This is a genomic window from uncultured Kordia sp., assembly GCF_947496985.1.
In the GTDB taxonomy this organism is placed as follows: Bacteria; Bacteroidota; Bacteroidia; order Flavobacteriales; family Flavobacteriaceae; genus Kordia.
The window spans coordinates 201,957-216,122 of record NZ_CANMEZ010000007.1; the positions used below are offsets into that span (position 1 = coordinate 201,957).

Sequence of the window (14,166 nt, forward strand, 5' to 3'; positions counted from 1 at the left end):
TTTAGCCTTTGGCTCTTAGCTTTTTACTCATTTATGATTTAACTATATTTATAAATAAGATTAAGCGGCTAAGAAACAAGAAAGTAATAACACGCGCTGCAATTTCTATTCCTTCAAACATAACTGAAGGTTGTAGCAGAAATAGTGAAATAGAATTTAAGCGATTTTAGAAATTGCAATAGGTTCTTTATTTAAATTAGAAACACAATTGATTATTATCATCGAACTAAATTTGATTGAAATCGCTAAATCTGAAAAGATATTAGCATTAATACAAAAAGAAGGTAAAATGATCAACGGATTAATAAACAAAATAAAAAACGGCTAATAGCTAAAAGCTAAGAGCCAAAAGCCAGGATATGATTAAAAACGATTTATTTTTAAGAGCTTTAAAAGGAGAAGTGGTAGAACGTCCACCAGTTTGGATGATGCGCCAAGCAGGAAGATATTTACCAGAGTTTATGGAAATTAAAAAGAAGTATGACTTCTTTACACGTTGTCAAACTCCAGAATTGGCAAGTGAAATTACAGTGCAACCAATTCGTCGTTACGGAATGGACGCTGCAATTCTATTTTGTGATATTTTAGTCATTCCACAAGCCATGAATATTGAAGTGCAAATGAAGCCTAATTTTGGTCCATATTTGCCAAATCCTGTGCGAACACAACAAGATGTTGACAATGCAATCGTTCCTGATGTTACTGTTGAGTTAGACTATGTATACAAAGCCATCAAAGCAACCAAAGAATTGCTAAATGATGAAATTCCTTTAATTGGTTTTGCAGGTTCTCCGTGGACAATTTTATGTTACTGCGTACAAGGTCAAGGAAGTAAAAACTTTGACAAAGCAAAGAAATTCTGTTTTACAAACCCTATAGCAGCGCATCAATTATTACAAAAAATCACAGATACAACCATTGCGTATCTAAAAGAAAAAGTAAAAGCTGGTGTCAATGCAGTTCAAGTATTTGACTCTTGGGGAGGAATGTTATCACCAACAGATTATCAAGAATTTTCTTGGCAATACATCAACCAAATCATTGAAGCCCTAAAAGACGACGCTCCTGTGATTGCTTTTGGAAAAGGATGTTGGTTTGCCTTGCAAGAAATGGCAAGTTCAAATGCTTCTGCTTTAGGAATCGATTGGACATGCTCTGCACGAAATGCACGTTATTTAACAGGTGGAAACATCACATTACAGGGTAACTTTGATCCAACTCGTTTGTATTCGCCTCCAGCGGAAATCAAAAAAATGGTACACCAAATGATTGGCGAATTCGGAAAAGACAAATATATTGTAAATCTTGGTCATGGAATTCTACCAGATATTCCACTCGATAATGCAAAAGCGTTCATTGATGCCGTAAAAGAATATAAAGCGTAATAAATTTATATGCTTTAGTATCATATTGATATTTTGACTTTGAATAAGGATATTGTAACTTTAATCATTATTAAATTTATGACCTAAGTATAATAGATTCTGTTATGTTAAAAATAATAGCAATTGACACTATACATGTTTTCACAAATTTGTGAAAAAAGCTTAGATAATCATCTTCAACAAATATGAAAAAATTTCTATTACTAATTCTTCTAGCGACTGTTAGTACTATATATTCACAAAATATAACATCAGATCTGTCTTTCGGGAATGATGGATATACAGCTTTTACGATTCAAGCTGTAAATGATTTAACAGACACTGTTCTTTTACCAAATGGCGAATTTATCACAGGTTATGTGAGCGTTACTTCTGTTGGCTGGGATTTGAGTTTAAAAAAAATTAACCCTAACGGATCTATTGACGACTCCTTTAGCGGACGTATTAGCAGAAATGGTTCTATAGAGTTTAAAAAATTAGTCTATCATAATGATAAGCTATTTTTTGTTGGATCATATTCAACTTATCCTTACAACAATCGTAATTTAATGATCGTAAGGTTTAATTTAGATGGAGATATTGACACAACTTTCGGAACAAATGGACAAACGCTTTTTTCTTACGGTTCTGGACACGACGATGCTTTAGATTTTGTAATTGACGGTGCTGGAAATAGCTACATTTACGCAAAACATAGCTCTGATCATTATTTAGCAAAGTTAGATGCTAACGGTATCGTTGATAGTAATTTTGGTACCGGAGGAGCAGTTTATTTACATAGTTACAATATTTATGATTCTAGCACCACTAAAATTCTCAATAAACTATTCCTTCAGAATGATGGGAAATTCATACTTGCCGGAGCAAAAAAGAATATATCAACGGGATTGAAGGAATCTTATTTAGTACGAAAGTTACAAGATGGCTCAGATGATCTTAGTTTTGGAAATAATGGAGAATTAATTATACCTAATACAACATATACCACTATTAAGGATTTAAAATTTGAATATGACAACAACTCAATTCTTATTTTACATCAATATGATAATTCTAATCAGACCAGGGATAGAGTTTTTCTATCAAAAATACAAATCTCAAATGGCGCCTTGAATTCTGCATTTGCAAATAATGGCATTACTTCACAATATAGTTTTTCTAACGCTCCAAACCTTAATCTTCAACATGTTACTTTGCTTTCTGATTCAAAAATATTAGTTGTAGGAAGCGTGAGTAATTTTTGGGTTAATCCGAGTATTAATACTCAACTATTTGTTATGAGATTCAATTCAGATGGTAGTGTAGATTATTCATCTTCAAGTAATGGCTATCATATTTTTGATACAACTCCTCCAGACTCTTCAATGAGAGCCGATAATGTTAACAGGTTATTTGATTTAAATAATGGTTCTTTCATAATAGCATATTCTGGATATAGTGCTACACATGGCGCTCATTCTTATTTAGCTAAATTTAATGGTGCTACGCTATTAGGATTAAATGATTTAAATAACGAATTCTCGACATTAACAATTTCTCCGAATCCCTCCAAAGATTACGTAACTGTAAAACACTCTCAACATACTTTCACTAACTTCAATTATGAGATTGTTGATTTGGTTGGTAGAATTACACAAAAAGGAACTTCAAAATTCAATGAAAAAATAAATATTGACAACTTACCGAGTGGTACTTACATTTTTCATTTACAATCTGAATTAGGCGAACAATCTTCCAAAATAATCATAGAATAAGTTCTATTGACTTATATTTTGAATATAAAGTAAAAGTTTTATATTAGAGCAGTTGCTGAACTTGACTCAGCACATCATATAGAGTTCCAATTATTGCTTCTATCCTAAAGCGTTTGCATCATGAATATCAATGCCCAATTTATTATATCGCTTCTTGAACAAAAAGACACCAAACCACTTTTTGAATTGGTTCAAGCAAATGCAAAACGATTGCATCAATATTTTCCTATTACAGCCAAAGAAAACTGTTCATTAGTTGCTACTGAAGAATATATCAACAGAAAAATACGAGAAGTCGCTGTAAAAGAAAATTATACCTTCAAAATAGTAAACACAGCCACACAACTTCCAATTGGCTTGCTCATCATTAAAAAACTTAATTGGAGCACTAAAGAATGTGAACTTGCTTATTTTATAGACGAAAATCACGAAGGAAAAGGAATTACTTCAGCAGGAATTTCACAACTACTCTCCTATTGCAAAAAAGAATTACAACTTCAGAAAGCCATTCTGAGAATTGGAGAAGATAACCCTGGAAGTTTACGTATTGCAGAAAAATATAACTTTACACTAACCAAACGCATTAAAGATGGACATGAAGATTTTCATGGAAATATTATGGATGTTTTACACTTTGAATGTAACTTATAAGGTGAAACTCATACGTATAGTTTATGCAAATTGATTTTATAGGAAACACACAATTTAATAAAAAAACGATCAATTATTTATCCGTTTTAAAACCTGCTGCAACTGCAATTTTACTAGCGCCTACAAAAACTGAACTCAAAGATGTTATTCGGTATACTTTGCTCGATTTAACACTACAAAAAGTATTATTTCTTGAACAAAAATTCATAAAATACAATCCAAATGATGCCTATGCACGAGAAGTTATTATTGTAGAAACTAGTAAAAACTTTACTAATTATTACAGTAGTGAGTATGAAAAATGTTTCCTCTCTATCATAAACGAAGAAAACTACTTTCGTCTTTATTTATACCTACGAAAAATTTATTACGATGCTCCACTTGATTCTGTAATGAAACGCGCAATCATTAAAGAAAGTAATATTGAAAATTTATTTTTAGACAATATTTTTCTAAGAACATTCAATACATTTAGACTAAATGCAAATGGTAAAAAAGTTCGTAATGAACTAAAGCAATATATAGCAACAATTGATAAAAATATAGCAACAATAATTCAAGAATCACCCGAACAAGCCTTACAACTGCTATCATTTTTAAAAGGAAATGTCTTCTTATTAAAAAACCTAACAAACGAATTATTGGAACAAATTAACTTGTTAATAAAAGAACGTACAAAAAATGCTTATTTTGAAATGTTTGATATATTTCACTTTTCGGAAATATTCTTTACACCTATTTCTGAAGAAATTACAGAATTATTAAATACTATTGAAAAGCAATACAATGCACCTAAAACAAGTAGTGAAACTAATGAAGACACAATAGATTATTTCTTTTAATAATTATAAATTTACAAAGATGACACAAAACATATTTAACGGAATTCAAGCTTACTTTTCAGCATTTACTACGCTGAATAAGCTTAATTTGTGGCGTTACTTTGCCATTCCAATCGGAATTAGCTTTCTATTAGGAATCTTTATCCTTTTTACAGCATACGGACTTTCAGACAATTTAGGAAGTTACATTGCGAGTACTTGGGGATTTAATTGGGGAAAAGAAACCGTAACAAGTATCAGTTACTTTATTGGCGGATTGGTTGTATTAGCATTCGGAATTGTGATTTTCAAACATGTATTAATGGCAGTTGTAGCGCCATTCATGAGCCCGATTTCTGAAAAAATAGAGCTTCATTTTATAGGAAACGTATCTAAAAAAGGAACAGGAATTAAAGCACAAACCTCAGCATTAGCAAGAGGAATTAGAATCAATCTTCGCAATTTAATTTTAGAGATACTCTTCATTATTCCGTTCTTTATCTTTAGTTTCATTCCACTCATTGGTTTCATATTCGTATTCTTTATTTTCATAGTACAATCGTATTATGCAGGTTTTGGCAATATGGATTACACCTTAGAACGTTATTTTTCCTATGGTGAAAGTGTTTATTTTGTTAAAACTCACAAAGGAATTGCCATTGGAAATGGAATTGTTTTTATGCTAATTTTATTAATTCCCGTTATCGGAATTTTAATTGTATTACCTTTATCTGTAGTAGCTTCTACCACGGAAACACTCAAAGCACTACATCCTGAAAAGTTTGCTAAAAATCAATTATCACTATAAATTTTAAACACCTTTTTAAGCATACACAAACTATGTATAGAATTCAAGACTTCGATGTAAAATCTGAATTACTTCAAAAACATTGGGAATTAATTAATGTAGCATACGGCTCATTAGTTAAAAAATTAAAGGAAAACGAAAACGATACAGAAGATGAGTTTGGTTTTGGCATAACTTTGTTTGATCAATGCTACGATATCATTTTTAGTCAATGGAGAGAAATTTATCCAAAATTTGTGCTTCATCCAATAAGAGACGAAGTACTAGCTTTATTTTTGGAAGCACAAACGACTGATTTAAAGCTAAAAAAACCTTCAAAAAACACAACGAAGGTATATTCAGTATATTACTATGTATTGCAATACTTTGCTATTGGAATTCAACCGTATCATGACTATGATGAATTTCCTGATTTAAGTTTAGATAGATCGGACAAATCTGATGATTTAAACTTACTTCTCTACAATATATTTGAAACCATATGGTATGAACTAAAACTAGATGATAAAACCGAAGAAGACATCTTTGATGACAAATCTGAATTTTATGATTTAGAAGTTGATTTTTTGAGCGATTTTCTATCTAAATGCTGGAATGAAACAAAAGCTAAGACCAATACAAACGTTATAGGGATTCTTGATGAAGCTACTGCATGTGGCATTACATATAGTTTAGATGAAAACAAACCGCTGAAAGATTCTGATGAGATTCTTAAAAACCTAATATAACAATCACTGTTTGAAGACAATTTGTGATGCAAATTAGTATCAAGAACTATTCTAATTGCCAAAAAATCATTGCTATCTTTGTACACAGTAAATAAAAATTCATGAAAGACCTTTTTCTCAACTATATTCATCAATTACAAGACACAATAACATCAACTTTAGAACAACTTGATGGAAAAGCCAAGTTTCAAGAAGATCTCTGGGAACGTCCAGAAGGCGGTGGCGGACGAACACGCGTTATTGAAAATGGAAACCTATTTGAAAAAGGTGGTGTAAACATTTCGGCAGTTCATGGTGAATTACCCGAAGCATTACGTAAAAACTTCAAAGTAGAAGAAGGCGATTTTTTTGCCTGCGGATTGAGTTTAGTATTACATCCAAAAAACCCTTTTATTCCTACGGTTCACGCAAATTGGCGCTACTTTGAAATGTATGATGCAGCAGGAAATATAGTAACACAATGGTTTGGTGGTGGACAAGATTTAACACCATATTATCTATTTGAAGAAGATGCCAAACACTTTCATTCAGTATGTAAAACTGCTTGTGACAAACATCATCCTGAATTCTACCCAAAACACAAGGAAACTTGCGACAATTACTTCTGGAATGCCCATAGAAACGAAGCACGTGGCGTTGGCGGATTATTCTTTGATTACCTAAAAAAGACAGACGAATTCACAATGCAAGATCGCTATAACTTTGTCACCGAAATTGGAAATAGTTTCTTAGAAAGTTACGTACCAATTGTAGAACGTCGTAAAAATATGGAATACACACAAGAACATAAAGATTGGCAAGAAATACGTCGTGGTCGGTATGTAGAATTCAATTTGGTTCATGATAGAGGAACACTGTTCGGACTCAAAACCAATGGGCGCATAGAAAGTATTTTAATGAGTTTACCACCAACAGTTCAATGGAAATACAATCACCACCCGGAAAAAGGTAGCGAAGAAGCAAAGTTGGTTACAATACTAAAACATCCGAAAGAATGGATTTCATAACAACGGCTATATATTTTGGAATTGCCGCAACAACTGTCATGTTTTTATTCAACATATTTCATTGTGTATTCGCAAGTATTTTTGAGGTACGCATAGAAAAGTTTGGAATGTTATTAACAATTGGAAGTAAGTATTTTCTAAAATTTAAACGCAATCACACGGAATACAGCTTAGGTTGGATTCCAACAGGAAGTTATGTCAAAATAGCCGGAATGTTTAATGAAGGTCTAGACATTGAGCCTACTAAGATTGAAGAATATATGCTGCTCTCCAAATCGCCAATTGTTCGTTTCATCTGTTCAGCAGGTGCACCATTACTCCTACTCATTCCATTTATACTAAGCGCAAGTTTTATTGACTCAAATGGCTCTTTAAATGATGGTTTTCAAGTATTGAACAATGTTTTATACAACATATATCAATACTTAATCGGCGCGATTGATGTTACACAAACTGAAACAAATTGGACAGCAATTGCAAATAAATACAATGAATTTCCAATCATTTTATGTTTAATGACACTTTTTACAGCGTTTACAAATATTACAACACTACTAACGATAGCTATTTCGGAAAAAATTAAAGGTTTCTACAACATTTCTAGCATAGCATTAATTATTTTTTACCTATTCATTTGTTACAAGATAATTGTTTTATATTTCACACTGTATGGCTTTATAGGTGGTTTAACAAGCTTTCTTAAATTTTCGGTTACCATCTATAGCATCTCTTTTATACTAATGTTACTGATCAAAATTTCACCAAAGAATAAGTATATTTAAAGAGTCATGAGATCATTTTTTCAATATGTATCTATTTAATTATGTTATTCAATTTGAAGATGCAATCTTTAGTGGTGATGTAAAATCTATCCAATTTTGATAAATCAGAAGAAAACCTTTTACAAACAGACAACTTCTTTGAATTCTTTATTGAGCATCGTTTTGATGCACCAAAATTTATAAAAAATCATTCGATTGGGTTGAATAAAAAACTGGATTGTAATTATAACAACTGCTTCAAAAAAATCACTAATTTTATGTCATGGAACACTTCCGAAAATTAGAGCGTATGTATTTGGATTCAAATATGAATACGCAACTCTATGAAACTACAGAAATCAAGATTGATGATGAAGTTGCCGAAATTAAATTAACGATTGACTCCAAGTATTTTCATGCGCTTGGCGCGATTCACGGTTCGGTATATTTCAAACTATTAGATGATGCTGCTTTTTTTGCGGTAAATTCTATTGTAAAAGATGTGTTTGTTTTGACCACTTCTTTCAACATTAACATTACACGACCTGTAAATAGTGGAACTATTACCGCAACAGGAAAGCTAAAATTCAAATCGCGTAATTTATTCGTTGCCGAAAGTAGCTTGGTAGATGAAAAAGGCAGAGAAATTGCCTTTGGAACAGGAAATTTTGCCAAAAGTAGAATTCCTTTGACAGAAGATATTGGATATAAATAAAAGTACTTATCTTGATTAAAAAACAAACCGAATGTTAGAAAGTTTATTAGAAGCATTACAGTTTTCTCCAAATAATATTCCGCTCAAACTTCAAATTGCAAAACTATACACGCAACAAGGAAGCTTTACCGAAGCGGAACAACAATTGATTGAAATTATTGATTTAGATAACAATCATGTAGAAGCAAAGTATGAATTGGCAAATTGTTTTTACAAACAGCAAAAGATTACCGCTGCCGAAGTGTTGCTGGAAGAAATTATCAAAGTAGACGCCAATCTAAAATATTTAGAATTGCTATGCTATTGTCAAATCAATCAAGAAAATTATAGCGATGCACAAGAAACATATAAAGAAATTCTGAGCATAAACGCTTCCTATGAAAATGAAGATTTTGACAATGTATTAAAAGTCAATACCACACGCGAACCTGAATTTGTAGATGAAGATGGTTTGTCATTCCTTAAAAAACCAAATACAAATTTTGCCAGTATTGGCGGTATGGATGACATCAAAAAAGAAATTGATCTTAAAATCATAAAACCACTTGCCCATCAAGATCTATACAAAGCGTATGGTAAAAAAATTGGTGGTGGAATTTTATTATACGGTCCGCCAGGATGTGGAAAAACACATATTGCACGTGCAACTGCAGGAGAAATCAATGCAAACTTTATAAGCGTTGGTATCAATGATATTTTAGATATGTGGATTGGTAATTCTGAGAAAAACTTACATGAAATCTTTGAAGTTGCCAGAGCCAACAAGCCTTGTGTGGTTTTTATTGATGAAATTGATGCGCTTGGCGCGAATAGAAACGACGTAAACAAAACCTCAGGAAGGTCAGTTATCAATCAGTTTTTAGCCGAATTGGACGGAATTGACGCAGACAACGATGGAATTTTAGTCCTTGGAGCTACTAACGCTCCTTGGCATTTAGACCCTGCATTTCGTCGTCCAGGACGTTTTGATCGGATCATATTTGTATCGCCACCAGATGTAGAAGCTAAAGCGTCTATTTTTAATATTCACCTTAAAGAAAAACCAACAGAAACCATTGATTATATGGCGTTAGCAAAAGCTGCTAAGGAGTTTTCTGGAGCAGATATTCAAGCAGCAATTGATGTCGCTATTGAACGAAAGTTAGAAGCTTCTTTTAAAGATGGTATTCCAAAACCACTCACAACAAAAGATATTTTAAAAGCGATCAAAAAAGTAAAACCAAGTACCAAAGAATGGTTTGTATCTTCTAAAAACTACGCCTTGTATGCAAATGATAGCGGATTGTACGATGATATTTTAGCCTATTTAAAAATTAAGAAATGATTGAGTCAAAAAATCATCAACGCGGTGTTCAATTGTTTGAGCTAGGACGCTTCAACGACGCCATTCCATACTTGCAACAAGCGATTACAGAAAGTGTGTTCAATTACGCAAGTAAATACTACTTAGCTTTGTGTTTTTTCAATATTGAAGCCTATAACAAAGCTTCAACTATCATTGATGAATTGGTAAGCGAAACACCCAACGAAGGCAATTTATTTTTCTTAAAAGGACAAATTGCATCACGCTTAGACAAATCTGCGGAAGCATTAACCTTAGTTAATCAAAGTATAGAACTCAATCCGTACCAAGCAGATTATTTTGGTTTTAAAGGCGCTTTGTTAATGGAAAACAAAAAGTTTGAAGAAGCATTACATTTTGTAAATGAAGGGCTGGCACTTGATCCTAAAAATACACCTTGTCTTAATTTACGTGCACGCTTACTCACCAAACTCAATAGAAAAGAAGAAGCTGAACAAACGGTTGAAAACATATTATTTGACAATGCAGAAAACGATTATGCACATGCAAATGTCGGTTGGGTTGCCTTGGAAAATGGCGATACTGAAAAAGCATTGCATCATTTTAAACAAGCGTTGCAATTGAATCCCAATATGCAATACGCAAGAGAAGGAATGTCTACAGCGTTAAAAACGAAGAATTTCTTTTACAAATGGTATTTAAAATATGCCTTTTGGATGAGTAATCAATCCTCTAAAAATCAATGGATTTTCATTATTGGACTTTACATTGCCTATCGATTAGGAATTCGGTTATTGGAAGCCTCTGATTTAACATTTTTAATCATTCCGTTGGTTGTATTGTACTTAGTTTTTGTACTTGGTGGCTGGATTATGGAATCGTTATCAAACACCATTTTACTGCTCGATTCGTATGGAAAGTACTTATTAACAGACAATGAAAAATATAGTGGCTATGCTTTTGGTAGTTTAACTTTCGCTGGAATTGCCTCAGTGATAGTTTATTTTATAATTGGGAATCCATTATTCATGCTATGGGGTTTTACATTCCTTTGTGCTTTATTACCCTTACCTGGATCATTTTTAAGAGCCAAAAAGCGTACTCGAATGTTTGGGCTTTTCTATGGAGTTGCAATGATTTCCGTTGGACTTTTAGGAATCTTTTTTACCGCAGATGTAATGTTGCTTGGCGGAATTGTTTTAGGAATGATGGTTGTATATACGTGGTTATTTAATTTTCTTTCGTAAGAAACATAACTAACATAAAAATCATTAAAACAGTTTTTCAATTTTCTGGTAATTGTTCTATAATTTGATACGTACTTAAGTTTAAAAAGTTTTCAGGATCAGCTAGTATGTTTTGTAAGATGAAAGGCGTATTTGGGTTGACACCTATGTATTGCGCATTTCCGTCCATATTTATATCATTAGTACTGTAGCCAGCAATACTAAATGTTGACAGGTTTAAAAAAGTTGCTAACATCATTCAAAACTTGTGATAATATAGTAGGCGCATCAGATGTTGTACCTGAATTACGTGTATCTAAACAATACCATCACTTCCAAATCACTTCTTTTTTTGTCGTTTGTTTCAACACATTGGTTACGTGAAATAAGCGTGCTTTGATCAATAATTTTCGTCCGATGACTGTTCGGGTAAAATGTAATTTTGCATCACCAACATATAAATTCCAATACTCAAAAAAGACCAAAGCATCTTTCTTATTCGTACTACAAATGGAAGGCACTGTAAAGTAATTCTGCCAATCAGATTTTGATCCAAAAATGCTCGTTTTCTCTAACAAATAGCGTGGATTTTCTATCGGATCCAAAATTTCTTGCATCGCTTTTACAAACAACGCACTTTCTACACGCGTGGCACCATAAATATTACAAACGGTATCGCCGCCATACAAATGCTCCGAACGAATATCAATTTCGTCAAGATTAGTGGTAATATAACCTAATTTATGCAAGGTTTGCAAAACGGTTTCGCCAATATCAATCATATTTCTATGCACAAAACGCGATTGTACGTACACACGAATTCTCGTAAATATTTTAAATGCTAGAAAAATTCCTAGTACAGAAAGTAACCCGTAAATTCCATACAAAACGCCTACTTGCATATTCATAAAAGCTTCATAAAAGTAGAATTGTATCAATACAATTGCAACGCCAATTGAAAGTTCCGCAGAAATATATTTTGCCAAGTCGCGATGATAAACTTCTTTTCTTTGTACTCCGCTGCTTCTATTTTCGTTAAAATATTGTATTTCAGTAATTAGGGTGTTTCCTTTTTTAATAGCCGTTTGCCAAGCGTTTCGAATCTTTTTTCTATTCTTTGCTAACGCGAATGTACGCTCGTTTAGGTTTGCAACATGTTTAGCATCAAAAGCTGAAGGAAACATCAGTCTACCAATTCCTGTACTGATATAAGCAGGCTCTGTATTTGAAATTCCAACAAACGCATGAAAACGACGTTCTAATTTTTCAAAATCACTTCCGCCATTTTTTACAGTTGGATCAATACAGGCCAAATGCCAAATTGTGCTTACTTTTTCAGAATTTCCGTGTTGTGACCGAATAGCTCTTCCGCGCATTTGATTTGATGAAACATACGAACCAACAAAAGATGCCAAAATAAGTGTATTAATTGCTGGAGAATCCCAACCTTCACCTAATAAAGATTTTGTTCCTACCAAAATAGTGATGTATCCAAATTCAAATAGTTTGGTAATATCTGCTACCAAATCAGATTTTACTTTTGTATTTATTTTAATATTTATAAATCTATCATCGCAATCTAACAATGAATATTTATATTCCTTTTCAGGATTGATTTCTGCCAGAACTTCCAAACATGATTTCGGAATAATTACCATCGTTCCTGAAAGTACTGCCAATGTTGAAATATCACTTAATGAAGTTCGCACATGTTGAAAAATAGGTAATACACCTAATAAGTTTACATCTGTAATATCTTGATAAGTCAAAAATTCCTTCCGAATATAATCGGTTAAGACAACAGCACGTAATTGTGTATCTAAGTTTTGGTGTTCATTATATAAAATATCAACAATGCTTCTAAGTTTGCTAGGACTATTTGCAAGCGCTCTAAAGATTTCTACATCCCTAAAAATATCAACGCGTTTTTTATTCAACACACCTTTTCTACGCATTTGATTTTCAAACTTTTGTAAAAATTCTTCATGCATGAACAATTGCTCACGATCTCTAAATACAAGATTTTGCAGTAAAATTTCGATCCAATTGTGATCTATCTCGGGTAAGTTTACTTTTTTATTCTTTTCAAAACCTAGAACTTCTAACAAAAACGGATTGATCTCTTTTCCAATCGATTTTAGGAAGATTAAAATACTCGAAAAATAACTCGGTTCTTTGTAGATTTCATTTAAAACTTCATCTGTGATTTTCAAAAAACGATGCGACGTTAACAACCGAATAAATGCTTCATTTTGTTGTAAATCGGCAATAAACTCTTTTGCTTTTTTTCGGCCATTTATAATAGTAATCGTTTGAGAAGTATTTGGAAAAGAAAAATGTATAAAATCTTGATGTGGACACAAATCGCCTTCTTTTACCAAATCGGGCACAGCAATTTCTTCATCAATTGGACCACATAATTCAAAATATCGTGATAATTCTTGATCCGTACTGTCAATTGGCGGCGTTGCGGTTAAGGCAATCGTAGTCAAATTTCGATCATCTTTTAAAGCAAACAAACATTTCCACCATTCATTCTTCAAATGATGTGCTTCATCTAATACAATTGCTTCAATTCCGTACGATTCAAAATATGCTAAAAATGCTACTTTTGTATCAAATGATTTGTAAAAAGTATGCAATGCCTGATAAGTTACAAACGTTAACATTGCAGGTTGTTTGATATCAAAAGAATAATCTGTAAATAAACCATCTTTTGTAAAAAAAGAAAGCAATCGATTTTTCCATTGATTCCGAATCGTTAAGGTTGGTGCAAATACAATGGTTTTCTTTTGCACTCTTCGGAGCATTTCAATTCCTAAAATGGTTTTTCCAGAGCCTGGTGGCGCTACAACATGCAAATGATTGTCGTTCAAATGCAAATTGAAATGTGCTAAAAATTGTTCTTGATAATTTCGCCAAGAAAACTGAAATCGTAACGATTCAAATGGCGTATTTGATATGACTTTCGGTTTATTATTCATTATCTTTGTGAGATCTAAAATAG

13 protein-coding genes and 1 pseudogene are annotated in these 14,166 nt (G+C 32.5%); 12 read left to right on the top strand and 2 right to left on the bottom strand.

All coding sequences use genetic code 11. The annotated features are described in order from the left end of the window. Positions 1 to 8: 8 nt before the first annotated feature. The 12 genes and pseudogenes from Q0828_RS17710 (at position 9) to Q0828_RS17765 (ending at position 11,180) form a co-directional block, all read left to right on the top strand. Positions 9 to 328, top strand: a pseudogene (locus Q0828_RS17710) (four helix bundle protein). A 31-nt stretch (positions 329 to 359) separates the two neighbouring features. Next, positions 360 to 1,385, top strand: a complete 1,026-nt coding sequence (gene hemE / locus Q0828_RS17715) for a uroporphyrinogen decarboxylase (protein WP_298424211.1) — start codon at positions 360 to 362, stop codon at positions 1,383 to 1,385. A gap of 185 nt (positions 1,386 to 1,570) precedes the next feature. Next, the gene (locus tag Q0828_RS17720; RefSeq protein WP_298424214.1) at positions 1,571 to 3,139 is read left to right on the top strand and encodes a T9SS type A sorting domain-containing protein; all 1,569 of its coding nucleotides are present in this window, start codon (positions 1,571 to 1,573) and stop codon (positions 3,137 to 3,139) included. 120 nt (positions 3,140 to 3,259) lie between these two features. Continuing rightward, positions 3,260 to 3,790 (top strand): GNAT family N-acetyltransferase, encoded by a 531-nt coding sequence (locus Q0828_RS17725; protein ID WP_298424217.1) that lies wholly within the window; start codon positions 3,260 to 3,262, stop codon positions 3,788 to 3,790. A gap of 23 nt (positions 3,791 to 3,813) precedes the next feature. Next, complete coding sequence (locus Q0828_RS17730) at positions 3,814 to 4,632, top strand: hypothetical protein (protein ID WP_298424220.1); 819 nt, start codon at positions 3,814 to 3,816, stop codon at positions 4,630 to 4,632. 19 nt (positions 4,633 to 4,651) lie between these two features. After that, positions 4,652 to 5,419, top strand: a complete 768-nt coding sequence (locus tag Q0828_RS17735) for an EI24 domain-containing protein (RefSeq protein WP_298424223.1) — start codon at positions 4,652 to 4,654, stop codon at positions 5,417 to 5,419. A 32-nt stretch (positions 5,420 to 5,451) separates the two neighbouring features. Next, positions 5,452 to 6,147, top strand: a complete 696-nt coding sequence (locus tag Q0828_RS17740) for a hypothetical protein (RefSeq protein ID WP_298424226.1) — start codon at positions 5,452 to 5,454, stop codon at positions 6,145 to 6,147. A 101-nt stretch (positions 6,148 to 6,248) separates the two neighbouring features. Beyond that, complete coding sequence (gene hemF / locus Q0828_RS17745) at positions 6,249 to 7,154, top strand: oxygen-dependent coproporphyrinogen oxidase (protein ID WP_298424229.1); 906 nt, start codon at positions 6,249 to 6,251, stop codon at positions 7,152 to 7,154. Next, entirely contained in the window at positions 7,142 to 7,936 is a 795-nt protein-coding gene (locus tag Q0828_RS17750; RefSeq protein WP_298424232.1) for a site-2 protease family protein, read from the top strand. The genes hemF and Q0828_RS17750 overlap by 13 nt, the downstream gene beginning before the upstream one ends. A 262-nt stretch (positions 7,937 to 8,198) precedes the next feature. Further along, positions 8,199 to 8,630 (top strand): PaaI family thioesterase, encoded by a 432-nt coding sequence (locus Q0828_RS17755; protein WP_298424235.1) that lies wholly within the window; start codon positions 8,199 to 8,201, stop codon positions 8,628 to 8,630. Between the two features lie 31 nt (positions 8,631 to 8,661). Next, complete coding sequence (locus tag Q0828_RS17760; protein ID WP_298424240.1) at positions 8,662 to 9,954, top strand: AAA family ATPase; 1,293 nt, start codon at positions 8,662 to 8,664, stop codon at positions 9,952 to 9,954. After that, complete coding sequence (locus tag Q0828_RS17765) at positions 9,951 to 11,180, top strand: tetratricopeptide repeat protein (protein WP_298424243.1); 1,230 nt, start codon at positions 9,951 to 9,953, stop codon at positions 11,178 to 11,180. The genes Q0828_RS17760 and Q0828_RS17765 overlap by 4 nt, the downstream gene beginning before the upstream one ends. A gap of 37 nt (positions 11,181 to 11,217) precedes the next feature. On the opposite strand, the gene Q0828_RS17770 is transcribed toward Q0828_RS17765, so the two are convergent. After that, complete coding sequence (locus Q0828_RS17770; protein ID WP_298424246.1) at positions 11,218 to 11,418, bottom strand: hypothetical protein; 201 nt, start codon at positions 11,416 to 11,418, stop codon at positions 11,218 to 11,220. A 70-nt stretch (positions 11,419 to 11,488) separates the two neighbouring features. Continuing rightward, positions 11,489 to 14,143 carry a DEAD/DEAH box helicase family protein gene (locus Q0828_RS17775; RefSeq protein ID WP_298424249.1) on the bottom strand — a complete coding sequence of 885 codons (2,655 nt, stop codon included), beginning with the start codon at positions 14,141 to 14,143 and terminating at the stop codon, positions 11,489 to 11,491. Positions 14,144 to 14,166: the final 23 nt, after the last annotated feature.